This is a genomic window from Desulfolithobacter sp. (genome assembly GCF_054025815.1).
This window is the reverse complement of record NZ_JBPMMS010000020.1, coordinates 45,864-72,012: the sequence shown is the minus strand read 5'-3', so window position 1 is coordinate 72,012 and position 26,149 is coordinate 45,864. Positions and strand designations below refer to the sequence as shown.

General features: G+C 56.4%; 24 protein-coding genes. 12 read left to right on the top strand and 12 right to left on the bottom strand.

Annotation, left to right across the window (positions count from 1 at the left end; translation table 11 throughout):
• Window positions 1-32 precede the first annotated feature (32 nt).
• The 3 genes from ACXJJY_RS05715 to ACXJJY_RS05705 all read right to left on the bottom strand — a co-directional run bounded on the left by ACXJJY_RS05715 (window position 33) and on the right by ACXJJY_RS05705 (window position 3,426).
• On the bottom strand, window positions 33-1,268 hold the full coding sequence (locus ACXJJY_RS05715) for an ABC transporter permease subunit (protein ID WP_456385905.1): 1,236 nt from the start codon (window positions 1,266-1,268) through the stop codon (window positions 33-35).
• A 32-nt stretch (window positions 1,269-1,300) separates the two neighbouring features.
• Window positions 1,301-2,203, bottom strand: coding sequence for a branched-chain amino acid ABC transporter permease (locus ACXJJY_RS05710; protein WP_456385903.1), 903 nt, complete (start codon window positions 2,201-2,203; stop codon window positions 1,301-1,303).
• Window positions 2,204-2,301: 98 nt separating this feature from the next.
• Window positions 2,302-3,426 (bottom strand): branched-chain amino acid ABC transporter substrate-binding protein, encoded by a 1,125-nt coding sequence (locus ACXJJY_RS05705; protein WP_456385901.1) that lies wholly within the window; start codon window positions 3,424-3,426, stop codon window positions 2,302-2,304.
• 381 nt (window positions 3,427-3,807) lie between these two features.
• On the opposite strand from ACXJJY_RS05705, the gene lpxK reads away from it, so the two are divergent.
• From lpxK to ACXJJY_RS05685, 4 genes are all read left to right on the top strand, one after another.
• Window positions 3,808-4,881, top strand: coding sequence for a tetraacyldisaccharide 4'-kinase (lpxK, locus tag ACXJJY_RS05700; protein ID WP_456385899.1), 1,074 nt, complete (start codon window positions 3,808-3,810; stop codon window positions 4,879-4,881).
• 291 nt (window positions 4,882-5,172) lie between these two features.
• Entirely contained in the window at window positions 5,173-6,171 is a 999-nt protein-coding gene (gene lpxC / locus ACXJJY_RS05695) for a UDP-3-O-acyl-N-acetylglucosamine deacetylase (protein WP_456385897.1), read from the top strand.
• Window positions 6,172-6,362: 191 nt separating this feature from the next.
• Window positions 6,363-7,166: a pyrroline-5-carboxylate reductase gene (gene proC, locus ACXJJY_RS05690; protein WP_456385895.1), complete on the top strand. Its 804-nt coding sequence runs from the start codon at window positions 6,363-6,365 to the stop codon at window positions 7,164-7,166.
• Window positions 7,163-8,038: an NAD(+)/NADH kinase gene (locus tag ACXJJY_RS05685; RefSeq protein ID WP_456385893.1), complete on the top strand. Its 876-nt coding sequence runs from the start codon at window positions 7,163-7,165 to the stop codon at window positions 8,036-8,038. The genes proC and ACXJJY_RS05685 overlap by 4 nt, the downstream gene beginning before the upstream one ends.
• A 25-nt stretch (window positions 8,039-8,063) precedes the next feature.
• Here ACXJJY_RS05685 and ACXJJY_RS05680 read toward each other — a convergent pair whose 3' ends face one another.
• Window positions 8,064-9,458, bottom strand: coding sequence for a sigma-54-dependent transcriptional regulator (locus ACXJJY_RS05680; RefSeq protein ID WP_456385891.1), 1,395 nt, complete (start codon window positions 9,456-9,458; stop codon window positions 8,064-8,066).
• Window positions 9,459-9,521: 63 nt separating this feature from the next.
• Complete coding sequence (locus tag ACXJJY_RS05675) at window positions 9,522-10,373, bottom strand: PHP domain-containing protein (protein WP_456385889.1); 852 nt, start codon at window positions 10,371-10,373, stop codon at window positions 9,522-9,524.
• Window positions 10,374-10,676: 303 nt separating this feature from the next.
• Between ACXJJY_RS05675 and trxA the strand changes: the two genes are divergently transcribed.
• From trxA to ACXJJY_RS05635, 8 genes are all read left to right on the top strand, one after another.
• Window positions 10,677-11,117: a thioredoxin gene (trxA, locus tag ACXJJY_RS05670; RefSeq protein WP_456385887.1), complete on the top strand. Its 441-nt coding sequence runs from the start codon at window positions 10,677-10,679 to the stop codon at window positions 11,115-11,117.
• Between the two features lie 181 nt (window positions 11,118-11,298).
• Window positions 11,299-11,982, top strand: a complete 684-nt coding sequence (locus tag ACXJJY_RS05665) for a hypothetical protein (protein WP_456385885.1) — start codon at window positions 11,299-11,301, stop codon at window positions 11,980-11,982.
• A 36-nt stretch (window positions 11,983-12,018) separates the two neighbouring features.
• Window positions 12,019-12,630 (top strand): FlgO family outer membrane protein, encoded by a 612-nt coding sequence (locus ACXJJY_RS05660; protein ID WP_456385883.1) that lies wholly within the window; start codon window positions 12,019-12,021, stop codon window positions 12,628-12,630.
• 10 nt (window positions 12,631-12,640) lie between these two features.
• Window positions 12,641-12,949 (top strand): hypothetical protein, encoded by a 309-nt coding sequence (locus tag ACXJJY_RS05655; RefSeq protein ID WP_456385881.1) that lies wholly within the window; start codon window positions 12,641-12,643, stop codon window positions 12,947-12,949.
• 1 nt (window position 12,950) lies between these two features.
• Window positions 12,951-13,184 carry a hypothetical protein gene (locus tag ACXJJY_RS05650; protein WP_456385879.1) on the top strand — a complete coding sequence of 78 codons (234 nt, stop codon included), beginning with the start codon at window positions 12,951-12,953 and terminating at the stop codon, window positions 13,182-13,184.
• Window positions 13,185-13,209: 25 nt separating this feature from the next.
• The gene (locus tag ACXJJY_RS05645; RefSeq protein WP_456385877.1) at window positions 13,210-14,118 is read left to right on the top strand and encodes a nucleoside recognition protein; all 909 of its coding nucleotides are present in this window, start codon (window positions 13,210-13,212) and stop codon (window positions 14,116-14,118) included.
• 345 nt (window positions 14,119-14,463) lie between these two features.
• A complete protein-coding gene (locus ACXJJY_RS05640; protein ID WP_456385875.1) occupies window positions 14,464-17,310 on the top strand; it encodes a transporter substrate-binding domain-containing diguanylate cyclase in 2,847 nt (948 codons plus the stop codon).
• A gap of 23 nt (window positions 17,311-17,333) precedes the next feature.
• Entirely contained in the window at window positions 17,334-18,179 is an 846-nt protein-coding gene (locus ACXJJY_RS05635) for an ATP-grasp domain-containing protein (RefSeq protein WP_456385873.1), read from the top strand.
• 55 nt (window positions 18,180-18,234) lie between these two features.
• On the opposite strand, the gene mobB is transcribed toward ACXJJY_RS05635, so the two are convergent.
• The 7 genes from mobB to ACXJJY_RS05600 all read right to left on the bottom strand — a co-directional run bounded on the left by mobB (window position 18,235) and on the right by ACXJJY_RS05600 (window position 26,131).
• Complete coding sequence (gene mobB, locus ACXJJY_RS05630) at window positions 18,235-18,885, bottom strand: molybdopterin-guanine dinucleotide biosynthesis protein B (RefSeq protein WP_456385871.1); 651 nt, start codon at window positions 18,883-18,885, stop codon at window positions 18,235-18,237.
• A gap of 83 nt (window positions 18,886-18,968) precedes the next feature.
• A complete protein-coding gene (locus ACXJJY_RS05625; RefSeq protein WP_456385869.1) occupies window positions 18,969-19,835 on the bottom strand; it encodes a formate dehydrogenase subunit gamma in 867 nt (288 codons plus the stop codon).
• A 100-nt stretch (window positions 19,836-19,935) separates the two neighbouring features.
• Entirely contained in the window at window positions 19,936-20,523 is a 588-nt protein-coding gene (gene fdh3B / locus ACXJJY_RS05620) for a formate dehydrogenase FDH3 subunit beta (RefSeq protein ID WP_456385867.1), read from the bottom strand.
• A 22-nt stretch (window positions 20,524-20,545) separates the two neighbouring features.
• The gene (locus tag ACXJJY_RS05615) at window positions 20,546-23,344 is read right to left on the bottom strand and encodes a formate dehydrogenase subunit alpha (protein WP_456385865.1); all 2,799 of its coding nucleotides are present in this window, start codon (window positions 23,342-23,344) and stop codon (window positions 20,546-20,548) included.
• 12 nt (window positions 23,345-23,356) lie between these two features.
• Window positions 23,357-23,554: a hypothetical protein gene (locus ACXJJY_RS05610; RefSeq protein ID WP_456385863.1), complete on the bottom strand. Its 198-nt coding sequence runs from the start codon at window positions 23,552-23,554 to the stop codon at window positions 23,357-23,359.
• A 55-nt stretch (window positions 23,555-23,609) separates the two neighbouring features.
• Window positions 23,610-24,266, bottom strand: coding sequence for a TorD/DmsD family molecular chaperone (locus ACXJJY_RS05605; RefSeq protein ID WP_456385861.1), 657 nt, complete (start codon window positions 24,264-24,266; stop codon window positions 23,610-23,612).
• Window positions 24,263-26,131 carry a 4Fe-4S dicluster domain-containing protein gene (locus ACXJJY_RS05600; RefSeq protein WP_456385859.1) on the bottom strand — a complete coding sequence of 623 codons (1,869 nt, stop codon included), beginning with the start codon at window positions 26,129-26,131 and terminating at the stop codon, window positions 24,263-24,265. Before ACXJJY_RS05600 ends, ACXJJY_RS05605 begins: the two co-directional genes overlap by 4 nt.
• Between the last annotated feature and the right edge of the window lie 18 nt (window positions 26,132-26,149).

Here is a 26,149-nt window from a genome sequence, read left to right as displayed (position 1 = left end):
GGCCAGGCTCTGTACCCGGGCAGGCGGAACGTTTATCTTTCTTTGTCCGCTGCTGGGCCAGGTTTACGTTCCAGGGTGTAGGTTCGGCGGATATTGGCGATGATTCCCTGGGGCCTGAAAACCATCATAATGACCAGTGTGGCACCGAAAACTAGCATCCGGTAGTCGGCAAAGGCCCGCAGATACTCAGGCAGCAGGATCAGAATCAGGGCGGCAATGATCACCCCGACAATGGAGCCCATGCCGCCAAGTACCACGATGCAGAGGATGATGGCTGATTCAAGAAAGGTGAAACTGGCTGGATTGACAAAGGTGGTCTTGGCCGCAAAGATCACCCCGACCATGCCGGCCCAGGTCGCTCCCAGGGCAAAGGCGGTCAGCTTGGTGCGGGTTTTGTCGATGCCCATGGCCTGGCAGGCTATCTCGTCTTCACGCAGGGCGAACCAGGCCCGGCCTATGCGGGAATTCTGCAGCCGGTTGACGACGAAAATGGTGAAGATAACCATGACGATCATCAGGTAGTAGAGATAGAGAATCGCCGTATCCAGACTCATTTCAAGGCCGAAAAATCCAGGACGGGGAATATTTGAGATGCCGCTTGGTCCCTGGGAGAATTCGGTCCAGTTTTCCAGGATGAGGCGGATGATCTCGCCAAAACCCAGGGTAACGATAGCCAGGTAGTCACCCCGCAAACGCAGGACAGGAAAACCAAGCAGGATGCCGAAGGTGGCTGCCAGCATCGCACCGATGGGAAGTACGGTCCAGAAACCAAGCCCAAAATGCATGTTCAGCAGAGCGTAGGAATACGCGCCGACCGCATAGAAGGCAACATAGCCGAGATCAAGAAGCCCGGCCACCCCGACTACGATGTTCAGGCCCAGGCCAAGGACCACGTACATCAGGGCGGTGATCATGATGTTGGTCTGATAGGTGGAAAAGACCAGGGGAAAGGCAAGGGCGAACAGGGCCGTGCCTGCCAGGATCGGCATGTAGATTCTGCGTTCCTGCATGAGCCGCTGGCTCCAGTCGGTCCGCTCGTCCTCGAGCCCCTGGCGAATTCGCTCCTGCCGCGCTTTTTTCCGCTGCAGATATATGCGGCTGATGAGATAGAGGGCAAAGCTGGCGATTCCCACCCAGGCAAGATTGTGCCAGCGCCAGATGATGGTTCGTTCGTAGGGGTTGATCTTGATCACCATGATGGGGAAGGTGAGAAAGATAAACCACAGAGAAACCATGAGCGCGTTTCTGAAATCTTTGACCGTAAGCATGATGTCGTTTCTGTGTAGTTTTGTTTCCTGGTTCAGACTTTTTCGATGCTGGCCTTGCCCAGCAGGCCCGAAGGGCGGAAAATAAGAATCAGGACCAGCAGGGAAAAGGCGAAGACATCTTCATAGTCACTGGAGACATATCCGGTGGCAAAAGATTCGGTCAGGCCGAGAATGAAGCTCCCGAGCACTGCTCCGGGAATGGAGCCGATGCCGCCGAGCACCGCGGCGGTAAAGGCCTTGATGCCGGCTATAAAGCCGATGAAGAAGTTGATCTGGCCAATATGGGAGGCGATCAGCATGCCGCCCACCGCGGCCAGGGCCGAGCCGATGATAAAGGTCATGGAGATGACGTGATCCACGTTGACGCCCACCAGCAGCGCCATTTTTCGGTCCTGGGCCGTGGCCCGCATGGCCTTGCCGATCCGGGTGAATTTGATGAGAAAGGTGAGCAGGATCATGATCAACGCCGTGGTCAGCAGGATCACAAGGTCGGATGAGCCGATGATGTGGGCATAACGCTCCATGAACGGAAAGTCCGGAATCAGGGCCGGGAACGGCAGGAAGTCCGGTGTCTGGGCCAGGAGCACGTAATTCTGCAGAAACATGGACATGCCGATGGCCGAGATGAGTGGCGAGAGACGGGGCGCGTTGCGCAACGGCTTGTAGGCCAGTTTCTCCACCGTGTAGCCATAGGCACTGGCCCATATGGCTGCTGCCAGCATGGTCAGGATAACGATGGCCAGCAGCGGAAACCCTAAAATAGACAGAACCGTGGAGACAATAAGGGCCGTGAAGGCGCCAATCATATAGATCTCTCCGTGGGCGAAGTTGATCAGGCCGATAATGCCATAGACCATGGTGTACCCGAGGGCAATGAGTGCGTAGATTGAACCTCGGGTCAGGCCGCCGAAAAAGAGCTCGATAAAATAATCCATTTTCTGGTTCCGGAATCTGGTTGATATGCGTCTTTGGTTGCGCAAAAAAAAATCTGGGGCAGCCAGGCTGCCCCAGATCTCTTATTCAGGCACAACAATTATTTAACGGCAACAAATTTACCATTTTCCACCTTGTAGACAACATAACCGACACCGATGGCATCGCCGTTTTCATCAAAGCGGATGGAGCCAAAAGGCGTCTCCACGTTCTCTGTGTGCAGGGCCCTGGCAATGGCGTCGGGGTCGGTCGAGCCGGCCTTTTCCAGGGCATTGGTCAGGGCAAGGGCTGCGGCTACTGCGTTGTCAAAGAAGGCGCCCGGCTCCTCGCCGTAGGCCTTGACATGTTTTTCGCGGTACTCTCTGGTGATGGGGTTGCTGGAAACATCTGCCGGTCCGGTGGCGTAAACACCTTCTGCGTATTTACCGGCAACCTTGATGAAGGTGTCATCCTTGACGCCGTCATCGGAGACAAAGATGGTTTTCATCCTTTTTTTACGCATCTGGGTGACAATTTTGGACGCCTCGGGATGGTATCCTCCAAAGATCACCACGTCAGCGCCGCTGCGCTTGACCTTCTGGACAACCGCGGAGTAATCCACGGCTCCGGGGGTGATACCCTCGAACAGAACCACTTTGGCCTTGCCTTCCTTTTCAAGGAAGTTTTTCGCGTCCTGGGCGAATCCTTTGCCATAGTCGCCTTTATCGTGGATAATGGCTATTTTCTTGGCACCAAGAACGTTGACGACAAAGTCAACCTCGGTGCGGGCCTGGGCATTGTTTGGGGCAATGGTCCGGTAGAAGTTGGGATAGTCACCACTCTGGGTCAGGGACGAGTCTGTGGCTGACGGGGACATGACGATCACGCCGGAAGCCTTGTAGATGGGCAGGGCAGCCTTGGTGGCGCCGGAACAGATATGGCCGATGACCACGTTCACACCCTTGGAAACCAGTTTGGTGGCGGTGTTGGTGGCCACTTCGGGCTTGCAGACATCATCTTCCACCAGCAGGACAACCTTGCGGCCATTGATGCCGCCCCGGTCGTTGACATCCTTGACAACCAGTTCGGCCGCCTTGACCGTCGGGAGGCCATAGGAAGCCAGGTCGCCGGAATGGGCACCGGCAACACCGATTTTGATGGGGTCGGCCGCCATGGCAGCGCTGGTCAGTCCGGCAGCCAGGACCATCGCCAAGACCAGTGTGATCAATTTGCGAGCAAGCTTCATAAGAGGTTCCTCCTTGCATCAGTAATAAAACAGGGGATCGAACAGATGGGTTGTACACATTGCATTCCTACATACCCTATTAAAAAAAATTTGCACCCAAAAATGTGCATGGTCGATGGATTCCGGGAAAACCAACCTGCGGCCGCTGACCGGCCCGGCAGGGTTCGGGTGACCGTTTTGGAAGTGTGGCTGTTATCTGGCTGAATCTTCGCTGCAGGAGGCACAGGTGGTTTTTTTGTCAATACTTTTGCCTTGGTACCGAATTCACGATGCGCTACAAAGGGGTGGTCAAATGTTTGGTAACATCGTTTGGGGGCTGCCGGAGCGTATCTCCTGTCAGCCGGGCGTTGAAGGTAATCAGGTACTGAAATGATTGGAAAGATGCGTCGTAAAAATCTCTATTTTGCTCTGGGCAGGCCGTTTTCTCCTTTGTATGCCATGCTTATGCGGACCCGGGAGACTCTGTACCGGTGGGGAGTGTTCAGGCAGGCCCGGTTGCCGGCGGTGGTGATCAGTGTCGGCAACCTGACCATGGGCGGAACCGGCAAAACCCCGGTGGTCCAGTATCTGGCCAGGCTGCTCAGGAAAGATGGGCTGCACCCGGCGGTGATCAGTCGTGGCTATGGCGGGGCGACAAAAGAACCGGTCAATATTGTTTCCGATGGCGAGCGGGTCCTGCTCGATGCCGCCTTTGTCGGTGATGAGCCGAGATTTCTGGCCGAGACCCTCGATGGGGTGCCGGTCCTGACCGGGGTGGTCCGGAAGCTGCCGGCTGCCACGGCCGTGGAAATGGGGGCTGATGTGCTGCTGCTTGATGACGGATTCCAGCACCTGGGAGTGGCCAGGGATATTGATCTGGTCCTCTTCAATGCCGATACCCTGGCTGGAAATTCACGGGTGTTTCCCGGTGGAGATCTGCGGGAGCCGGTCAAGGCCCTGTTGCGTTGTCACGCCTTTCTGCTCACCGGCGTGCACGATGAAAACCGGGAGCGGGCCGGACGCTTTGCCGATCTGTTGCGGCAGCGTTTTTCCGGGCGCCCCGTGTTTTTCAGCACCTATCTTCCCTCAGGTCTGGTCTGGCGTACTGTTGACGGAAAGCGGCATCAAGAGGGACCTGGTCGGCTTGCCGGTAGAAAATGTTTTGCTTTCTGCGGCATTGCCCGTCCCGAGAGCTTCAGGGATATGCTGCTCTCCATGGATCTTGAGCTGACCGGTTTTGTCGGGCTGCCGGATCATCACCGGTATACCGGGGCGGATGTTGACCGGCTGCGAAGAGAGGCCCGGGAAAAAGGAAGTGAACTCTTGGTGACAACGGAAAAGGACCTGGTCAAGCTGGAGGGGTTGGAGCCGGGCCTGGACCTGGCTGCGGTGCGCATGGAAACCAGGCCTGAAGAATCTTTTGATGCATTCATCTGCGAGGCAGTGGCCCGTGTCCGGGCTGGAGAGAAGGATTGAATTTGAATCCCGTTGCAGAATGGCTCGGGTGCAGACAAAAAAGACTGTGGCAAAAAGACCACATTCCCGAGGTTCAGGTTCTGGTGTGGAATTTTTGCCACAGGGGCAGGGTGGTGGTCAGTGCTTTTCTGTGTGAAAGTGTTATTATAACTAATTGTTTTCAGAAATTTTTTGTGCTGTTTGCCTGTTTTTTTGTGTTTGTGCGGTTTTTTGGGCTGTAACTTGCATGATTTACTGTGTGTTGATCAATTTAAAAAAATAAATCCTTAAAAAATACTCGTATATATGATAATGGCACCTGTTATTGAGCCGCACCAGTATACCCTGAAGAAAACAGTCAGCTGCTGCGGCGTCGGGCTGCATACCGGCAGGACTGTAAACCTGGCCATCCACCCGGCACCGGCCAATGCCGGAATCCGGTTTTTCCGCTCAGATCTCAAGGAGAAACCTGTCATACCGGCGCAGATGGACCGGGTGGTGGATACGCGTCTGGCAACCACCATCGGCAGCGGCGCCACCCGCATTTCCACCACCGAGCATCTGCTCGCGGCCCTGCGTGGATCCGGGATCGATAACGCCGATATCGAGATCGATTCCCACGAGGTACCGATCATGGACGGCAGCGCCGATCCCTTTGTCCGTCTCATCCGCCAGGGGGGGCGCCGGAAGCAGCGCGCCCTGCGCAAAGTTTTGCGTATCACAAGCCCGATTATTTACTCGGAAGGGGACAAGTCAATCCGGATCGAGCCCTATGACGGTTTCAAGATCACCGGCCGGATCTCCTTTGACGGGGAGCTCCTCGGGGAACAGAAATATACCGTCGAGGTGACCCGGGAGCGATTCACGAAAGAAATCGCCCGGGCCCGGACGTTTGGCTATGTGGAACAGGTGGAACATCTCTGGGCCAATGGCCTGGCTCTTGGCGGTACGCTGGAAAACGTCATTGCCATCCACTGGGATCGCCGGTCCATTCTCAACGAGGACGGGTTGCGCTATGATGATGAATTCGTCAGGCACAAGGTTCTTGATCTGATAGGAGATCTCGCCCTTCTCGGTACCCCGGTACTGGGGCATGTGATAGCCGATCGCTCAGGTCATGGACTGCATCTGGGCCTGATGCAGGAGATTATCGAGCGCCCCGAGTGCTGGGAATACGTCAAGTTCAGAAAAAACGGCAACACCGTTTTACGCCAGGTGGTCAAGGAGACCCGTCGGGCCGGAGACCGGATCAAACCGCTTTTCACCCCACAGCAACCTGGTTCGGCAGCTCGGCCGGTCTGTGCCGCCTGAGCCGTATACCACCCCGGTACCCACCGCTGGCCGTTTTGGTCAGCGGTTTTTTTTTGCAGAAGTTTTATCCGGCAGATGGTACCTTTTGTGGTTCTATTCGTTTGAAGCCGCGTTTCCGGGAAAAGCTACGGGGTGGCAGGGTCCGTGGGATCCGGCTGCACAGAATCCAAATACCTACTGAAAACTGAGATATGAAAACAATTGGTCTTGTTGGTGGAGGACAGATGGGTGAGGCCCTGGTCCGGGGGATGATCAAGGCAGAGCTGGTGACAGCGGAAAAGATCATGGTGGCCGAGCCGGACAGTTCCCGGCAGCAGTACCTGACCAGCCAGTATGGCATCGGGGTCACCACTGAGCCGGGCGAGCTGGCCTCTTTTGCCGAGGTGGTGGTTCTGGCGGTCAAGCCGCAGATCATGGAGCCGGTCTTGCAGCAGTATGTTGCCCACCTTGACGAGAACCACCTCATCATCTCCATTGCCGCCGGGGTAACCATCGCAGCCATGGAAAGGTTGCTCGGCGAATCGGCCCGGATCATCCGGGTGATGCCCAATACTCCGGCCCTGGTCCTGGCCGGTGCCTCTGCCCTGAGTGGAAACCGCCGGGTGAGCGAAGAGGACATGGAGACGGCCAGGTCAATTTTCTCGGCCGTGGGAATCTGTGTGGAGGTGGCGGAAAACCTGCTTGATGCGGTGACCGGACTCAGCGGCTCGGGTCCAGGTTACGTGTTTACCTTTATCGAGGCTATGGTCGACGGCGGGGTCCTGGCCGGACTGCCGCGGCCGGTGGCTGAACAGCTGGTCCTGCAGACGGTCTATGGTTCGGCCAGGCTGGCCCTGGAGACCGGCGAAGCTGCATCGGTTCTCAAGGGCCGGGTTACCTCCCCCGGTGGAACCACCATAACCGGTATTCAAGTCCTGGAGGAAGCAGGGATTCGCGGGACAGTGATGACCGCCATTGAAGCGGCCACCGAGCGGTCACGGGATCTAGGATCATGAAGGTGGACTACGTCGGCATAGTCACCAAGCGTGATGCGCCGGACGTCCACCGGGTGGGTACTGAACTGGCTGTCTGGCTGGAGCAGTGGGGGGTCAGAGCGGTTCTGGATCGGATTGATCCGGGCATGGACATGCTGGTGATCCTGGGCGGTGACGGAACGCTGCTCCATGTGGCGGCTCAGGCCTGTCATCTTGATATTCCGGTGGTGGGAATCAATCTGGGCAATCTCGGTTTTCTCACCGAGGTGGCGGCCGGGGAGATGTACCAGGCCCTGGAGACCATCCTCGCCGGTCAGGCCAGGATCGAAAAGCGGATGATGCTGCGGGCAAGTCTCTTCTCCGGCCGGAACGGACAGGAAAGCGAACCTCTTTTTGCCCTCAACGAGGTGGTCATTGTCAAGGAGTCCACCGACCGGATCATGCGGCTTTCGTCCTGGGCCGATGAAGAGTTTATCACCACTTATAAGGGCGACGGGCTGATCATCTCGACGCCCACCGGATCCACGGCCTACAACCTCTCGGCCGGCGGCCCCATCGTCCATGCCGAGCTGGGCACCATCCTGGTCACACCTCTTTGTCCCTTCATGCTGGAGAGCCGGCCGGTCCTGCTCTCACCCGATGTCCGGATCACCACCCGGCTGGCAGATCCGGAAAGTGATGTCAGGGTGATTGCCGATGGTCGGCCGGGCTGGAACATGAAGGCCGAAGACTGCCTGGTGGTCCAGGCGGCGGCCAAGCCTCTGCGTCTTATCAGCTCACCTCACAAGGGCTATTTCGCGATCCTGCGCAACAAGCTTAACTGGGGCGGTCGGGACGAGGGTTTTCCGCTGCCGGACATGGTACGGAATAAAAGGCGGGACAGCGGGGAATAACCGGTCTTGCCAGCAGGCCATTATCTTACTGCTTTTTTTTGCGCTGCAGTTTGTATTTTTTCATCTTGTACTGGAGCAGGCTTTTGGTGATGCCCAGCTTTTCAGCGGCCCGGGCCTGGACATTGCCTGCGTCCTCCAGGGCCTGGCGCACCAGTTTCTCCTCGATGCCGGAAAGGATTTCAGACAGGCTCAGGTCATCGGGGATAAACTGGTTCAGGTCGAGACCCGAACTCCACTCCGAGACGTTGGCCAGATCCGATGAGTCGGGCTGGATGTCCTCGGCCTCGATGCGGTCGTTGCTGCACAGGATGGCGGCCCGCTCGATGGTGTTTTCCAGCTCACGCACATTGCCTTCCCAGGGCAGGCTGACCAGGAGCCGCAGGGCTTCCGGGGAGATATCGAGCCGTTCCTTGCCCAGCCTCGCCGCATTTTTCTTGAGGAAATGGCTGACCAGCTCCGGAATGTCGTCCACCCGTTCGCGCAGGGGCGGCAGGTGAATATGGATCACGTTGAGCCGGTAATAGAGATCTTCTCTGAAATTGCCCTTTTCCACCTCGTCCTTCAGGTCCTTGTTGGTCGCTGCCAGGACCCGGACATCCACTTCCAGGGTGGTGCTGCCGCCCACCCGCTCGAAACATCGTTCCTGGAGGACTCGCAACAGCTTGGCCTGCAGGCTGGGGGGCATTTCGCCTATCTCGTCCAGAAACAGGGTGCCTCCGTCGGCCAGTTCAAAGCGTCCCTTGCGCATGGCTATGGCATCGGTGAAGGCCCCCTTTTCATGGCCGAACAGTTCGCTTTCAAGCAGGTTGCTGGCCAGGGCCGCGCAATTGACCGAAACAAAAGGCATGTCTTTGCGCTGGCTCAGGTTGTGGATGGCCCTGGCCACCAGTTCCTTGCCCGTACCTGACTCGCCGGTGATCAGTACCGACGAGGGAGTGGGCGCTACCTTTTCGATAAGCTGGTAGATGGCCCGCATGGAGGTGCTTTTGCCGATCATGCCGCCAAACCCTGACCTGGGGGTGACTTCGCTGCGCAGCCTTTTTATTTCCCGTACCAGGCCGTAATGTTCGATGGCTTTGTTGACTGCGGCCAGCAGCTGTTCGTTGGAAAAGGGTTTGGCCAGATAGGTAAAGGCACCCAGCCGCATTGCCTCCACGGCCTTTTCCACTTCGGCATAGGCCGTGATCAGGATCACCGGAAGGTCCTTGTTCAGTTCCTTGATTCTGACCAGAAATTCGATGCCGTCCATGCCCGGCATCTTCATGTCGGAAATGACCAGGTCCAGGTCGGTATCCCGGACAATGGGTAATCCCTCAATGCCGGAATCGGCGGTGAAAACCTCATGGCCTTCGTCCCGCAACAGTTCGGAGAGAACGATCTGGTAGTTGGGTTCGTCGTCGACAATCAAAATGGTGTGCATGGTATCTTCCGGGGTTGGATCACTGTTTGGGGTCAGGGGCTGTGGTTTTGTTCTGCTTGTTCTTTATGGAATTGTGGCGGCAAAGAGTCGCCTTTCCAGCTCTGCCAGCAGGGTGTAGGGTGGGCAAAAGCCGTTTTTGCCGGCCAGGCTGCTGCCCGGCCGGTTACCGCCATGGTAATCGCTGCCACCGGTTATCAGCAGGTCAAACCGGTGGGCCAGCCGGGTAAGTTCTTTCTGGATTTTTTTTCCATGCCCGGGATAGACCACTTCGAGTCCGTCCAGGCCGCGTTCCACCAGTTCGCGAATCAGCAGCGGTTGTATGCGTATTCGGGGATCGATCTGACCCGGGTGGGCCAGGACCGCCACGCCGCCCGCCTCGTGGATCATGGAGATGGTCTCTGCGGCCGTGTAGGCAAAACGGGCACACCAGGCAGCCCGGCCCCGGCGCAGATACTGGCTGAAGGCCTGATCCATGGTCCTGACTACTCCCTTTTTCATCAGCAGCCTTGCGATATGGGGCCGTCCGGTCTGGCCATAACAGGAGAAATGCTCCAGTTCCTGGTCTTCGATTTTCAGTCCCAGTTCCCGCAGTTTAAGGAGAATTTTCCGGTTGCGTTCGATTCGTCCCTGTTGAACCCGTAAGAGCCAGCTGTGCAGGGAATTACAGCTTGTGTCCAGGCCATATCCCAGGATGTGGAGGGAGAATCCACGGTGCTGGGCACTGATTTCGATACCGGCCATGGTTTTGACATGGTGCTTCTTCCCCGCCTCCATAAACGGTTCGATTCCGTCCACCGTGTCGTGATCGGTCAGGGCGATGCCACCGAGATTACGCTCTGCGGCCATCTGGACTAGCTCTTCGGGAGTGGCGGTGCCATCGGAGAAGATGGAGTGGGTGTGGAGGTCAATACACATGTTATCTCAAAAGGTTACGGTTGGCATCCTGTGCCCCTGGCAGCACTGCGTATCACTGCTAATCTAATCATGACGCCAGGTTAATGCAATCAACTAATGAAAAGGGCGGGGTGTGATGACAATCTGGGGAAAATGCTTATTGTGATGGTCAAAATAGGATTTGCGCTCCATAACCGAGCACTGCCTTTGCGGCTCGAAACAGTCGGGTTAACTCCGTAAACAACCGGCAGCTACCTCTCGAGCCATCGGATTTATAGAGGATTGCGACGTCATGGATTTATGACAGGAACAGGAGGTGAAATCATGCCAGACACCATAACAGTCTGCCCTGCGTGCGGGGCGAAAAACAGGATTCCGGCCGCCAAGGCCCATCTTAAACCCAAATGCGGCCGATGTGGCCAGCCGATGCCGGCTGGTACGACCGGCAGCGTGGTCGAGCTTGGCGACCATAACTTCCAGCAGGTGACCTCGGGCTCATCCCTGCCGGTCCTGGTGGATTTCTATTCTCCGACCTGCGGGCCATGCCAGATGCTTGCTCCGGTTATCGACAAGATTGCCAGGAATTACGCCGGACGGGCCATTGTCGGCAAGCTCGACGCCAGCCGACACCAGATGACCGCGTCCCGGTTCCAGATCCGCGGGGTGCCCACCCTGCTGTTCTTCAAAAACGGCCAGGTGGTGGATCAATTGGTGGGCGCCGTACCCCAGCAGGAGATCGAACAGCGGCTCAACGTTTTGCTCTGATTCCCGTGGTCCGGTTCGGAGTTTTCCGGACCGGGCTTTTTTTTTACTTCTGCCGGGTCATGGATGGGAGCAGGAGGAAAAAGTTCTTCAGTTTCACGCAATTCCTGCCGAAAGAGATAACAGTCCAGCAGTTGTCCGCTGTCTTCATGAGGTTTCAAACATCACTACAGGTCAGGGCGCCATGTCTGTTATGAGAATTTTTCCCCTTGTTGTTCTGTTGTTTCTTTTCGGCTGCAGTCATACTCCCCAGCCGGTCGGGTATCCTGCTACCGAGCAGCGTAAAATGCAGGCGGTCCATCACTGGGATGTCCTGGCGCTGGATGTGGCCAACGAGATCAACAACGAGTTAATCCGGCAGGGATACCTTGAAACGCCGGTTTATGTTCGTTCTTCCGGCATCGGCGAGGGGCAAGGTGATCTCTCCGGCACCGCACCCTTTGACGAGGCATTTCACGATCTCCTGGTAACGAGACTGGTCCAGTTCGGAGTGCCGACCCTGAACAGCCCGGGACAAAACGGCCTGGTGGTGGAATACAAGGTCCAGGTGATCAATCACCGGGACAGCGGCAATATAAGTCAGAGGGTCTGGCCCGGGATGCTGACATTGCTGGGCAGCGGTATCACTGTTCTCCGGCATGTTTCCTCCGATTATCTTACCCTGCTGGGTTCGATGTTCGCCGACGTCGCCGCTTCAACCTACGAGAATACCGGCCGGTACGAGGTGGTTGTTTCAACTTCCATTGTCAACAACAGCCGTTATCTCATGCACCGCTCCGATATCTACTACATAGATGACCCGGATTTCTGGCAGTATCGGGCTGCGCCGCCGACCACTGAAATCGAGTTGATCAGCGCAGGGATGTAAGGTATCATGCTCTCCACGATGACATGGTTACGGCGGATGAAAGAAATGGGATGGCTGCTCGCAGGAGTGGGGTTGCTGATGCTTGCCGGTGGCTGCAGCAGGTTGAACTGTACGCCATTCGAGCAGGTTTTGGGATCAGGGATTGATCTTGTCGGCCTGGGACGTGAGATCAGCGATGAACTGATATCGGAAGCCTCTCCACCTTTGCATCCACGCCAACCCATCCTGGTCACAACCATAGTAGACAACAATAATCTTGAACAGGCCTCATCCTTTGGTCGCAGTCTACAGAATCACCTGGCCTCCGGCTTTGTCCGCAAGGGGTTTACGGTCCGGGAACTCAAACTCCGCAACAACCTGCTGGTCCGTTCCGGGTCCGGGGAGTTCATGCTGTCGCGTGACCTGGAAACTCTTTCCCGTAAACAACAGGCCCAGGCTGTGGTGGTTGGAACCTACACCCTGAGCAGCCGGGTTCTGTACCTGTCGGTCCACCTTGTCAGGCCTGCCGACCGGACCATTGTTTCCACCTGGGATAAGAGGCTGTGCCTGGATGAAAACACCCTGCGGATGCTGGGATTTGAATTCCAGGACATGGACGAGATCACTCCGCCGTCCCGTTCCCTGCTGGACAGAATTCTCTATTTCTGACGAAAGTTTCGTGTCGCTTGTTAATATCGATTCTCTGCGGACTCATGTTGTGCGCCTCCTGGGCAGAATGGCTCCTCCGGGTGGCCTCGAACTGATGTCGTACAAGCGCAACCGTACCATCGCCTTGATCTGCCAGGAAAACGGCAGGGTTCTTGTCCGGGAGCGGGGCTATGTGGAGCAGGAAATGGAAGTTGATCCCGGTGATCTGCCACGGTTGCTCAAGACGCTTGTTAAACGGGAGTTTCCGCGGAGCCGCAAGGTTCGGGTCCATAAGTTTTCCGACCCCGAGGAGCTGGAACGGATCCACCAGAAGATTTGATATGCTCGTTATTCGTTGTGCTGCCTGTAAAAGAAAACTCTGGCGTTATGACAAGATCGGACCCGGAGAGGTCCTTCGCTGTCACAAGGACCGGATAAAAAAAATATTCGGGGCCCAAATCCGTGATGGCCGGGTGTACTGCAGCTGTGGTAAGGATATCGGCATCGACAAAGGCAGCTTCTACAAGATGATTGCCAAGGCCTTCACCTGCAGGGGTACCAAACGCAACAGCTGACTGTTGCCGGGTCCGGAGAATTACCATGGGTTTTTCCTTTCGGGAAAGTCTGCGCGCTGCCCTGCGCAGTGGCTTCCTCATCCTCAAGCTGATCATTCCTCTCTATGTTCTCGCCGACATTCTGCTCTATCTCGATCTTCTGCACCACATCACTTTTCTCTTTGCGCCGGTGACCTCGATCCTGCAGTTGCCGGCCGAGGCGGCCATGGCCATAGCCGGCGGTGTGTTTCTCAACCTGTATGCGGCCATTGCCTTTGCCGCTCCCCTGGGACTGAGCCCCTACCAATGGACCATTCTTGCGGTTTTTCTTGGCGTCTGTCATTCCCTGCCGGTGGAATCGGCGGTGATGAGGAAATTGGGCGTGGCTTACTGGTACTCGGTCCTGCTCCGGGTCCTCATGGCCTTTGTCAGTGTCGGGCCGGTAATGCTGATGCCGGATTCTTTTTTCGGGGATCAGGTGACCGCTGGCACTGTGACCCTGGCCCGGTACGACAGTTTCCTGCACATGCTAAAGGGGTCGCTTGCTGGATCACTTCTCCTGTCTTTTAAGATAATCGGTCTTATCACCTTGATCATCTTTGTCATGGACTGGGTGAAATCCACCCGGTTCATGCAGGAGTATGCCAGAAAGGTCAATACCTCCTTTTCCATCATCGTTGGTCAGCTGCTTGGTATTACCTATGGGGCCGGTATCCTGATCCGAGAGGTCAGCGATGGTCACCTGAGCCGGGAGAATGTTTTTTATATCGCCACTTTTTTGATGATATGCCATTCCATCATCGAGGATGCCCTCCTGTTTGTGATCTTTGGTGCCAGTTACTGGGTCATTGTCGCGGTTCGTCTGACCGCCGCTTTTCTGTTCAGTTTTGTCCTTCTGCGGCTGTTTGTCCGCCGACTGGTACCCGACCGTACAATCAGGGTAATTCCCCGCTGATTTATCAAACTGTTTATCCTCAATCCGGATTTTCCCTTTCACTGTTTTCTCTTCTGTTCAGGGCGCCACCGAAAAGCAGGAAAAAGAGCAATTGTTGTTGGAACGGCACTGCTTCTTTGTGCTATTATAAAAACCATGCTACTGAGCAGTTTTTCCGGTTCCCGTCGAACGGGACGTGATATATCCTGGTCTGCGAGCCAGGTCATTTTTTCCGCTTTTCTCGCCCTGTGTATTTTTCTTGGGGCGCAGTGCCGGGATGTGTGTGCTCACGAGGTCGGGGCAGATCATGTTCCATCGGCCCAAGCTGCCAATGGTATGGCTCCGGGTCCGGGAGATTCCAGACTGGTGTTGACCTCTGAAGAAGAAGAGTTTGTCCGGCAACATCCGGTTATTCGCATCTCAAACCAGATTTCCCGTCCACCCTACGATTTTTACGAGGATGGCGAGGCCCAGGGTTTTTCCATCGATTACCTTCGTCTGCTGGCCAAGATCATAGGAGTTCAGGTCCAGGTCATCAGTGGCGACTGGGACCGGCTGGTGGATCGCCTGCAGAAACGGGAGATCGATCTTCTCCATACCTGTCATATAACCGGTGACCTGCATCAGTTTTCCTACTTTACAACCGGTTACTACTCCATACGCTACATGATTGTCACCCAGTTCACCAACAACACCATCCGTTCCATGGATGATCTGGATGGCAAAATACTGGCCATGCCGGCCTCGCTTCCGCTGACGACCTTTATTCGTGAGAGTTATCCCGGGATACGAATACTGGAGATGCGCTCCACCGGCGAGGCCATGGAAGCTGTGGCCTTTGGCCGGGCCGATGCCCTCATCGAAGACTTTTTCACGGTGAACTATCTTTTTGAGAAACTTCTGCTCACCAACCTCAAGATCGCGGCCCGGGCCGAGATCAGTGGCTGGGAGTCCAGTGATCTCTACATTGCGGTCCGTGACGACTGGGCCCTGTTTCATTCCCTCCTGCAAAAGGCAATGGATGCCGTTCCCGACGAGACCATGCAGCAGCTCAGCCGCAAGTGGCTGTCCCGGTTCATGGGGGTTGACCACCAGGCAAGCGTCAAGTTGGCCCTGACCGACGAGGAGCTGGTTTTCCTTAAGGAACATCAGACCGTCCGGGTCCTGACAAGAAAAAATTTTCCACCCTTCAGTTTTATCAGGGGTAGTGAGGTCAGCGGCTATGTCAACGATTATCTGCGGCTCCTGGCGTCCAAGCTGGGATTGGTGCTCGACTTTGTTCTTCAGGAGGAGCCGGTGGAGTCCGAAAGGGTGTCCCCCCTGCTTTCAGAGCAGGGTATCGACATGGTCGGGCTGGTGGAACCGGTTGACGGGAACCCGCCGGAGCTGCTTCTGACGGACCGGGGCATGGTCAACGCGGTGAGCTCCCTGCTCAGCCGGGGCAGCAGGGATCGTTTTTCCGATCTGGAGAGTCTGCGGGGCAAGGTCCTGGCCGTGGTCCGGGGAACCCCTTTCGTGGCCCGTCTGCGCGAGCGTTTTTCTGATATCAACCTTCTGCTTACCGACAACACCATCATGAGTATGCAGAGCGTGCTCAGTGGGCGGGCCGATGCCGCTTTTGATAACTATGCGGTTTTCAATTACTACATGGAGGAGTATTTTTTTCAGGACCTGGTCATTACGCCGCTGGTGGGCGATCCGGTCTTTCCGGAAACTGCGCTGCGGGTCGGTATCCGGGAAGATCTTCCCTTGCTGAAGTCGATTTTCGACAAGGCCATGGCCCAGCTCTCGAGCGAGGAGATTCTCCGTCTCCAGGACCGCTGGTTCCGGGAGACCGCGGCCAGGGACGGGGAAGCCGGCAAACAGGTCAGCCTGACCACCATCGAGTCCAGCTGGCTGAAAAACAAGGGCAGTATCTCCATGTGTATCGACCCGGATCGTATGCCGCTGGAACGGATGGAAGAAGGGCATCATATCGGAATTGCTGCCGATTACGTGGAAATTTTCCAGAAGGAACTGGGTATCCCGATCCAGCTGGTCCCCACCACCAGCTGGAACCAGAGCATTGAATTTGCCCGGCAGAGGAAGTGCGACATTCTCACTCTGGCCCTGGAGACCCCCGAGCGGCGGGAATTTCTTGACTTCACCATTCCCTATCTCAACCTGCCCCTGGTCCTGGCCACCCGGACCGAGGAGCTGTTCGTGCCCGATATCACCGCCATCCATGACAGGAAGTTCGGGGTGGTCCGGGGCTATGCCTTTGGTAAATCCCTGCGCGACCGGTACCCGGAGATGCAGATTGTTGATGTGGAATCGGTGGCCGACGGCCTGGATCAGGTCCAGCAGGGGCAGCTCTACGGCTTTATCGATACCCTGCCGACCATTGGCTATGCGATCCAGAACCAGTATGTTGGTACCCTGAAGATTGCCGGCAAGTTCGATGAAACCCTGGAGCTCAAGCTCGGCGTACGAAACGACGAACCGCTCCTGCTCTCGGTCCTGAACAAGGCGATCGCCACCATTGCCCCGGAACGACAGCAGCAGATATTGAACCGCTGGATCTCTGTCAAGTATGAAAAAGGTATTGATTATACGCTGTTGTGGAAGATCCTCTCGGGGATCGGGATGGTGGGATTGTTTCTGCTCTACCGCTACTGGGCGCTTAACCAGTACAACCGTAAACTCGAGGTCCTGTCGGTAACCGACCGGCTGACCCAGGTGTACAATCGTCTCAAGCTTGACGAAATTCTCAACATGCAGCAGGCCCTGTTTACCAGAAACAGACAGGTGTTTTCGGTGATCCTGATTGATATCGATTATTTTAAAAGAGTAAACGACACCATGGGACACCTTGCCGGAGATGAGGTACTGGTTGAGTTTGCAAGGCTGATTTCTGCAACCATAAGAAAGACTGATATTCTAGGTCGCTGGGGTGGAGAAGAGTTTCTGGTCATATGTCCGGCCACCGATCTCAGTGGTGCGATGACCCTGGCCGAGGTACTGCGTCGCAGGATTAACGGGCACGACTTTCCAGGTGTTGGAACGATGACCGCCAGCATGGGAGTGGCCGAATACACAGATGAGGAACACACCTGCAGGGATCTGATCCAGCAGGTGGATCAGGCCCTCTATGCGGCCAAGGAAGGCGGGCGCAACCAGGTGCATCAGTACACCCGCAAGAGGCTTTTCCGGGTGGTGGGAGAGGAGTCATAGATTTAAAAAAACCGGGGAAAGGGATGGTGCTTTCCTTCCACCCGACGCTGCCTGCTGATCGGTTTCTCTGGGAGCGCGGCAGCCTTGGAGAGGAGGAACTCGATTATATCCGAGGATCCCGTGCGGTCCTGCTACCCCAGACCGTATCACGGGAACTCTACCATCTGGTCCGCTGCCACTGTCCGGCGGTTTTTCCCAACTATGACCTGCGGTTCCGGTGGGAGGGCAAGGTGGGGGACACCATGCTGTTCTGGAGCCTGGGCATGCCCCATCCCGAGACCCGCATCTATCCCCGGGTCGAGGCCCTGGAGCAGGATCATCCGGCCATGGACTACACCGCGACCCCGCCGGTCTATCCCTGCGTGGTCAAGGCCAGTTCCGGCGGGGAAGGAGCCCATACCTGGCTTGTCCGCAGCCGGGAGGAACTGGCTGAAGTGGTCCACCGTCTCAAGGAGCTGGAAAATGAAGGATACCACGGGTTCGTGATCCAGGAATGTGTGGGCCGGGTGGAGCGGGACCTGCGGGTGGTGGTCATCGGTGATCAGGTCCTGAGCTACTGGCGGATCAATCCGGGGTTTTACAAAAACGTGACCAGGGGAGGCGAAATCGATCCAGAAAGTGATCCGGAGCTCCAGGCCATCGGCCGGGCGCAGGTAGCCCGGTTATGCGAGCAGACCGGAATCAATCTGGCCGGTTTTGATCTTATCTTTCCCCCGGGAAGCGATCAGCCCCTTTTTCTGGAGATCAACTATACCTTTGGCCGCAAGGGACTGGACGGCAGCCGGGGCTATCAGGAACTGCTGGAGACGGCGGTGAACCGCTTCCTGGAATCTTCGGACCGGGACACCTCTGCGGCAGACTCTTTGTGAAGCGGCATAGGGGCAGATAACCGTTTCGGCAAGAGTCCTGCGTAGAGGCCGAAAGTCAGGTGAGCCGGATGCGCAGTTCGATTTCGCCCATCTCGCCGGTGGACTTCAGGGTGGAGACAAAACCGGCCACAGTGGCGGCAAGGGATTCCTGGACAAAATCCTTGAGCACCACCCGGGAGCCGTTGACCAGCAGGGTAACTTTCTCTTTGTTTTTATCCCGGTCCTGCAGAAAGCGTTTTTCAATGAACTCCGCAATCTCCAGGCTTTCGTCGAGCCGGAAAATATAATCGCCGGTCACCGGTCGGTCGGTGGCAATGGCGATCACGCCGTTGACCTGGTTGCGCAGCAGTTCGCCCTCTCCCCTGGCCACCTCGATTTTGGCCACCTGCCGCTCCTGTTTGAATCCCTCCCCGATCACCATATCCACGTCCGGAAAGAAGCGAAAGGCCAGGGTGGTCAGGTCCATTCCGGGATTTTCCGTGCGCATGACCATCTGGTCCGGAGCGATCAGGGTTATGGAATCAGCTCCGGCCTGGAGATAGGTATAGGTGTCGGTGTCCGGCTGATCAAGGACGATACCGGTTTCCTTTGTATGCTTGATCACCGCAATCCGGTATCCGCGTTCCTTGAGGTGGGTAACGACCTGGCTGGCAAGGGTTGTCTTGCCTGAGTCGTGCCAGCCGATAAAGGTAACAATGGGTGGCATATCCATTCTCCAGAGGAAAAAAGGCGGGCCCTTGAGGGTCCGCCTGGTGTTTTTGTGGAGCTGGAGGAGAATGGCCTGCAGTATCAGATTTTGTAGCGGCTGTGCAGTATCTCCACTTCCTCCCGCGGTTTGTAGCCGGTTATCATGCTGTGGATTGAGCCTTTGATGGCAAAAAGCGACATGTAGAGGTGGGTGAGAAAGAAGGCCACCAGCGCCATGCCGAGAAAGTTATGGATAATGACCATGAGCCGCAGCTGGTCCACCGGACTCTGAAAGGTGTAGAGCAGATAACCGGTGTATATCATACCACCGCTGCCCAGAGTGCACAACCAGAACCAGACCTTTTGTCCGGCATTGAACCTGCCTGCCGGTACAGGCTTTTTCTTTTTGCTCAGGTAGCCTCCGAGAATCAGGAACCAGGCCAGGTCATAGGTGCGCGGCAGCATATCGACAAACCAGATGGCAAACATGATCGGCACGTCCACTGCCAGGATGGCGGCCGAGGCGATATGGACCAGCCTGGCGGTATGGACCGGGGTGCCGCCTCCGAAAAACTTACCGAAGATAATCATCAGGCCTGTGATCACCAGCAGGGAGAAGGAGACAGCTCCAATCAGATGAATGATTCTGGAGAACAGGTTGAAGTAGTATACCTGGTCGCCATCGTGGGCAAAGATTTTGGGGCCGATGGTGATGTAGTGGAGCAGAAAAACCGTAGGCACGATGGTGATAATGAGCAGGAAGGCACGGTTAAAGAGAAAGGCCTGCAGGTTGGTGAACTGCTGACCATAGACCTGCCAGTTACCGGTAATGAGCTCGTTGAACTGATGCAGGAAGGCGGTGGATGGCGTTGAGCCGAATCCGCTCAGCAGCTGCACGCTCCCGGCATAGACAAAGCCGGATACCAGCACCAGTAAACCGGCGCCAATGGAAAGAGAATATGTTTTCATCCTCATCGGGGTATTCCAGTTGAATAAGGGTTGGCCTGAACCTCAGGTAAAAGCGGCACCGTTCTCATCGGAACGGTGCCGCCCGTATTGATGGAACGGGTTATTTTTCCTTGTACGCCTTGTCCCAGCCCCAGGCTTTAACCCCGGAGCCACGCTTGACCACCCGTTCCCGGAAGACGTCGGCTACCACATCGGCGTCACCGGCCATCAGCGCCTTGGTGGCGCACATGGCAGCGCAGAGCGGGACCTTGCCCTCGGCAATCCGGTTCTGGCCATAGAGCTTGCGCTCCTCGCGGCTGAAGGTTTCCTCAGGGCCGCCGGCGCAGAACGTGCATTTGTCCATGGCGCCCCTGGCTCCGAAGACCTGGCCACTGGGAAACTGTGGCGCTCCAAAGGGGCAGGCCATGAAACAGTAGCCACAGCCGATGCAGGTTTTTTTGTTCACCAGGACGATACCATCGTCCCGCTGGTAGATGGCATCCACCGGGCAGACGGCGATGCAGGGAGCATCGGCGCAGTGCATGCACGAGACCGAGATGGATTTTTCCCCTGGTTTGCCTTCATTGATCGAGACGACCCGGCGGCGGTTAACACCAACCGGGACATGGTTGCCTTCCTTACAGGCAATCACGCAGCCGCTACAGTCGATGCATCGTTCCACATCGCATAGAAATTTCATTCGTGCCATTTATTGATACCTCCGAAAGGGTTTATGCACGTTTGACCCGGCACAGTCCATCTTTGGTCGCCTGAATCTGGGTGATGATATCAAAGCCGTAGTTGGTGACCGTGTTGGCCGATTCACCGATGACATATGGTTCATGTCCCTTGGGATATTTATCCAGCAGGGAATCACCCATGAGCATGCCACCAAAATGGAAGGGCATAAAGATCGTGGCCTCGTCCACCCGTTCGGTAACTTTGGCCATGACTTTTACTTTGCCTCCTTCCGGCGATTCGATCCAGATCATATCGCCATTGCGGATTCCAAGATCGTTGGCGGTTTTCGGATTGATCTCCGCGTACATATCCGGGGCCAGTTCGGCCAGGTATTTGCTGCTGCGGGTTTCCGCTCCGGCTCCCATGTGTTCGACCATCCGCCCGGTGGTGAGTACCAGCGGGAAGTCCTTTGACATGCCGGGGTCCTGCTCGCTCCTGTACCTGGTGAAAACCCGGTAGTGGTCAGGCTTGTCCTCGTAGGTCGGATACCTGGGAATCAGATCCGGCCGCGGCGAGTGCAGCGGTTCACGGTGGACGGGCACCTGGTCAGGGAAGGTCCAGACCACACAGCGGGCCCGGGCATTGCCAAAGGGGGCCATGCCCCGCCTGATCGCTTCCTTGATGGTTTTCTGGGACAGGTCGGTCTTCCAGTTGGTTCCGGGAACGACATTCTTGAACTCGGGATAGCCACCCATGACCTCGCTGCCCGGATTGGCCACACCCTTGGCTGCCAACTGGTTTTCTGTCCGGCCGCTCATGGAGTAGGTATGTTCCAGGCCGAACCGGTTACGGAACGGCAGGCCACCCTTGGCAACCGGCTTGGAAATATCGTAAAGGATTGGTGTTCCGGGGTGTTCCTCGGTCCAGCAGGGCCAGGGCAGGCCATAGTATTCCCCGTCGCACGGGCCGCCGTTGGCCTGAAGGGTGTCGATGTCAAAGGTATGCCAGTTTTCGGTATGCTTCTTGATCCGCTCGGGTGTGGGACCATTGTACCCGATGGTCAGAGAGCCCCGGCCCAGTTCGCGGGTGATATCTTCGGGGACCTGCTTGATGTTTTTGTAGAACTTGTCGGCAAATCCGAGACGCTTCACCAGCTCTTCCATGATCTGGTAATCATCCTTGGAGTCGTAGATCGGATCGACAACCTTGAAACGCCACTGAAATTGACGCGAGGTCGAGGTTACCGAACCCGAGGTTTCGTATTGGCTGGAACTGGGCAAAAGATATATGTTGTCCTTGTCGCTCAACGCCGAGGCCATGGTGGGGAAGGGATCCACCACCACGATGAGATCGAGTTGGTCATAGGCCTTTTTGACCTTGTGGAACATGGAGTTGGAGCTCACGCCGCAGCCCCACTGGATGAGAGCCTTGATGGGCGTGTACTGCTCAATTTTTTCTTCCTGGATGACACCCTCGAACCAGCGCGAGAGGGTGAATCCTTTTTTGTTCATCCATTTCTTTTCCTTGAACCGGGACACGATCCAGTCATAGTCCACGTCCCAGACCCGGCACCAGTGCTTCCATGAACCGTCCTTGAGACCGTAATAAGCCGGCAGGGAATGGGAGAGGATGCACATGTCAGTGGCCCCCTGGACATTGTCGTGGCCGCGGAAGATATTGGTTCCGCCTCCGGACTTGCCCATGTTGCCGAGAACCAGCTGCAGGATGCAGAAGGTCCTGGTGATGGAGGAGCCGATATGATGCTGGGTTCCACCCATGCACCAGGTAAGGCTGGTGGGACGGTTGGTTGCCAGCAGCTTGGCGATGCGCCTGGTCTCTGAAGCGGGAATACCAGTGATTTCCTCAACGACCTCGGGCGTGTAATGGGCTGCTTCTGCGGCCATTTCCTGGAAGCCGGCGACCCGTGTCCTGATGAATTCCTTGTCGTGCCAGTTGTTTTCGATGATGGTGTTGATGAGTCCCATCATGAAGGCTGCGTCCGTACCGGGACGGATGCGGACAAAATCGGTTGCCTTGGCGGCAAGCTTGGTATAGCGCGGGTCGACGACGATCAGCGGCGCGTTGTTGACCTCCTTGGCATACAGGATGTGCTGCATGGACACCGGATGGGCCTCGGCCGCGTTGGACCCGATAAAGATCATGGATTTGGCATGCCTGATATCGTTCAGGCTGTTGGTCATTGCCCCGTAACCCCAAGTGTTGGCGACACCTGCCACCGTTGTGGAGTGTCAGATACGGGCCTGGTGGTCAATGTTGTTGGAGCCCCAGAAGGCGGCGAATTTTCTGTGCAGGTAGGCCATCTCGTTGGAGACCTTGGCCGAACCGTTGAAGTGCAGCGCGTCGGGACCATCTTTTTCCCGGATGGCGAGCAGCTTTTTGCTTATTTCGTCCATGGCCTGATCCCAGGAGATTTTCTGCCACTTGCCGCCTACTTTTTTCATCGGGCTCTTGAGCCGTTTCTCACTGGCGACCATGTCGATGGCGCCGGCACCCTTGCAGCAGTGGCCGCCAAGGGAGATGGGATGATCCTGGGCAACTTCCTGGCGGATCCAGACCCCGTTCTGGACCTCGGCGATGATACCGCAGCCAACCGAGCAGTAGGTACAGATGGTCTTGACCTTCCTGGAACCTGGATAGGCAGCTTTTTTTGTCGTGGCGGCCGTGGCTGTCGTCGTCAGTTTTGTGGTCATTGCCGCACCGGTGAGGGCCGCAGTGGCCGCCGAGAGCTTGAGAAACGAGCGGCGGGCAAGTTGAGGGTTGAGTGTGATCCGGGAAGAACTGTTCTTTGGAACCGAGGTGGAACTGGTAAAGATTTTTTTTCTGGCCATGGTACCCCTCCCTTATGACCTGAGTGTTTTGTAATAATCCTTGAACGCGGATGTTTCCCGGTACAGAACCTCGTCCTGTACCTGCCGCCTCCCGGATGTCCGGGTCGCTCGGGCCGGGCGGGAGGCTGTCACTACGCCGGCGGCCACGGCCGAGCCGGCAAGCAGTGATTTGAGAAACGATCGTCTGGAATCATCCTGTCTCTGTTGCATACTTGCTCCTCCTGTTTCAGGTTTGCACATCTGGATCCGTGACAGGGAAAAACAGTTATTCTTTTTTCCTGTCCCCTTCTCCCGGTTCACCCAGAATTCCTCTTTCGTCCATGAGTCCCTTCTCCAGGATCATGTATCCCCTGAGAAAATCCCCGCAGGCTGTATAGAACGGTGCCTTGCCGGTTGCCTGCAGTGCCCTGGTAAAACCCTGGCACAGGGGGTCGAGAAAACGGTGCAGCAGGGTGGCCTGGTACAAAGTTGTATCGCATTCTTTTTTTGTCTGCAGCTCTATCAGGGTAGCCAGGGTATCGAGCATGAGGACCAGGGAATCTTCCGGTTCCTTGATCGATTCATCCTTGACGATACCGGCGCGTTGAAGAAAATTACGGTAATCTACAAGGCTGGGGCCGAAGCTGCGCCCATCCACGTAGTAGGACATTACTGTGTTGACCTGATCTTCGCTGGTTGGGTCGATGAACAGGTGATAGTACTCTTCCTGGATTTCCTTGAGAGTCTTCTCTTCGAGCATTTTGCCAAGTCTCTGGACCGCCTGGTCAAAAACCGGATTGATCACATCGCCTGCCAGAGCCGATACGATGCCCCGCCACCGGCTCATACGTTCGGCATCCGGCTCGTTAATGAAAAATGATTTGATCAGATCCAGGAACCGCAACCGGACCCGCCCCAGTTCCCTGTCGGTTACATCTGTCATTGACTTCCCTGTTCGTAGAGTTTTATCACTCTGCAGTCTTTACAGTATTCCAGCAGGTTGTTGTCTTCCAGCAGGTCCCGGGAGCGAAGTACGGCCATGACCTTTTTAAAGCTTTTCCTGGTGCCGAAGACCTTGCCGCAAAGGCTGCAGACAAGTGGTTCAGCCCTGGTCAGTTCTTCGGACTGAAAAAAACCAGGTCTTAAGTTCAGTCCAGGTGCCCGGGAAAGGGCTTTTTCCGGACAGACCTGTACGCAACCGTTGCACTGAACACAGAGGGCTGGAAGATGATTGATGGTAAAACTGCCACTGTCAGCGCTCAGGGCCTCGATATGGCACTCACCCAGGCAGGCCAGGCAATGGGTGCACCTGTCCTGGTCGCAGACAACCCGGCCGAAGCGAGCAAAGGGGGGGACCTCGAGGGTAGCGTCCAGTCCGTGTTCCATGACCAGGAAGTGCAAAAGGCCGGTGAGCTTGTGTCGACGGTTAATGAAGCCAGGAGCCCTGTACAGGCTGCAGCGAGCCGAAGCCGGCAGCTTGAGCAGGTTCGGCAGTTCAGCGGCTGAGGTGCATTGGATTAAAACAGAACTCTCAGGCAACAGGGCGGCTACGCGGTTGGTGAGTTCGATTTGGTCCGCCAGGGGCCTGGCGGAACCTGTTTCGACCCCAAGGAGCAGGATCCGGCCGGCACCGCGGGCCATGAGATAGAGAAAATGCATGGCGCTGAGCGCCTCGACCCGCGGATATTCGAGGAAAAAAACCTTTTCCCGGCGTTGGTTTCTGTTTTGCCACCAAAAGCTGTGCAACTCCTGTTCAGTGCCCACGACGATCGTGGTACCCGGCCGCAGTTCGATGGAGCTGAAGTATTCCACGAATTCTCGGTCGGAAAACCGCCGGTATTGCAGGGAGCCGGTGGGACAGGCCGCGAGACAGTCGCCGCATTCCTCGCAGAGGAGATGGTCAACATGAACGGTGCCTTCCTGGATGGAGATTGCGTTGTGACCGCAGGCAGTCAGGCAGGCTGTGCAGCCGCCACCGGTTTTGGAGCTGTACTGGCAGATAGACCTGTCGAAGCCAACCACCTCCTCCACCTGAACGGCATAGATAGAGGCGAAGAGTTGATCCAGCTCCTCTTCGGTGAAAATGGTGTCGGTCTTTTGGGGCCGCGGGATACCGGTGTCTTCCAGGAGGAGAACCGCTGGAACCGTGAGTTCTCTCTGTTCCGCCCCATGGAGATCGATGGCCGCCTGAGGGCAGATGGTGACACATTCCCCGCAGAACGAGCAGCGATCAAGATCCAGAAAGAGACGTTCGGAAAGACAATGCTCCGGGCAGACAGGCCCGCATTCTCCGCAGTAGGTGCATTTCTGTGGATCAATCGGGTTTCTGACCCGGAAAGAGAGGTGATTTTCCCGACCGGTGCTGCGCAGCTCCAGATCGTCCACGGTGACAAAATCAGGATCACGCCCCCTGGTCAGCAGGGGTTCGATCTCCAGGACCCCGCCGTATCGATCGACAAATTCCCTCAGGCTCGAGGCCCTGGGTGCAAGAACCGCTACCCTGGGGTCCGATTCCAGGGTATAGGAGCGGAAGGATTGGCTGCTTTGGCGGGTCAGTTCGGCCCGGGCCAGAGTGGTGAGCTCGGCCTGGCTGTATTTTCCCAGGTCACCGTTGAGTTGCAGTGTCGGCGACAGGGGGTAGGGAGAATCGGGGTGGATTGCGGGAAAGCCACCAGCCAGGAGAATGTCGCGCCCTTCGTGGCCGGGACAGGTAAAGGGAGTATTGGGATATTGCGGCGCGGGCACCGAGGAAAAAACCGGATCCGCTCCCTTGCCATACTTCAGCACGTATGCTGAATACTGTTTCATAAACGGTTTATCCTCTGG

Bases quoted from the DNA above. Each gene is read 5' to 3' on its own strand.
- ACXJJY_RS05715 (WP_456385905.1), bottom strand. From the start codon at position 1,268: ATGCTTACGGTCAAAGATTTCAGAAACGCGCTCATGGTTTCTCTGTGG.
- ACXJJY_RS05710 (WP_456385903.1), bottom strand. From the start codon at position 2,203: ATGGATTATTTTATCGAGCTCTTTTTCGGCGGCCTGACCCGAGGTTCA.
- ACXJJY_RS05705 (WP_456385901.1), bottom strand. From the start codon at position 3,426: ATGAAGCTTGCTCGCAAATTGATCACACTGGTCTTGGCGATGGTCCTG.
- lpxK (WP_456385899.1), top strand. From the start codon at position 3,808: ATGCGTCGTAAAAATCTCTATTTTGCTCTGGGCAGGCCGTTTTCTCCT.
- lpxC (WP_456385897.1), top strand. From the start codon at position 5,173: ATGGCACCTGTTATTGAGCCGCACCAGTATACCCTGAAGAAAACAGTC.
- proC (WP_456385895.1), top strand. From the start codon at position 6,363: ATGAAAACAATTGGTCTTGTTGGTGGAGGACAGATGGGTGAGGCCCTG.
- ACXJJY_RS05685 (WP_456385893.1), top strand. From the start codon at position 7,163: ATGAAGGTGGACTACGTCGGCATAGTCACCAAGCGTGATGCGCCGGAC.
- ACXJJY_RS05680 (WP_456385891.1), bottom strand. From the start codon at position 9,458: ATGCACACCATTTTGATTGTCGACGACGAACCCAACTACCAGATCGTT.
- ACXJJY_RS05675 (WP_456385889.1), bottom strand. From the start codon at position 10,373: ATGTGTATTGACCTCCACACCCACTCCATCTTCTCCGATGGCACCGCC.
- trxA (WP_456385887.1), top strand. From the start codon at position 10,677: ATGCCAGACACCATAACAGTCTGCCCTGCGTGCGGGGCGAAAAACAGG.
- ACXJJY_RS05665 (WP_456385885.1), top strand. From the start codon at position 11,299: ATGTCTGTTATGAGAATTTTTCCCCTTGTTGTTCTGTTGTTTCTTTTC.
- ACXJJY_RS05660 (WP_456385883.1), top strand. From the start codon at position 12,019: ATGAAAGAAATGGGATGGCTGCTCGCAGGAGTGGGGTTGCTGATGCTT.
- ACXJJY_RS05650 (WP_456385879.1), top strand. From the start codon at position 12,951: ATGCTCGTTATTCGTTGTGCTGCCTGTAAAAGAAAACTCTGGCGTTAT.
- ACXJJY_RS05645 (WP_456385877.1), top strand. From the start codon at position 13,210: ATGGGTTTTTCCTTTCGGGAAAGTCTGCGCGCTGCCCTGCGCAGTGGC.
- ACXJJY_RS05635 (WP_456385873.1), top strand. From the start codon at position 17,334: ATGGTGCTTTCCTTCCACCCGACGCTGCCTGCTGATCGGTTTCTCTGG.
- mobB (WP_456385871.1), bottom strand. From the start codon at position 18,885: ATGCCACCCATTGTTACCTTTATCGGCTGGCACGACTCAGGCAAGACA.
- ACXJJY_RS05625 (WP_456385869.1), bottom strand. From the start codon at position 19,835: ATGAAAACATATTCTCTTTCCATTGGCGCCGGTTTACTGGTGCTGGTA.
- fdh3B (WP_456385867.1), bottom strand. From the start codon at position 20,523: ATGGCACGAATGAAATTTCTATGCGATGTGGAACGATGCATCGACTGT.
- ACXJJY_RS05610 (WP_456385863.1), bottom strand. From the start codon at position 23,554: ATGCAACAGAGACAGGATGATTCCAGACGATCGTTTCTCAAATCACTG.
- ACXJJY_RS05605 (WP_456385861.1), bottom strand. From the start codon at position 24,266: ATGACAGATGTAACCGACAGGGAACTGGGGCGGGTCCGGTTGCGGTTC.
- ACXJJY_RS05600 (WP_456385859.1), bottom strand. From the start codon at position 26,131: ATGAAACAGTATTCAGCATACGTGCTGAAGTATGGCAAGGGAGCGGAT.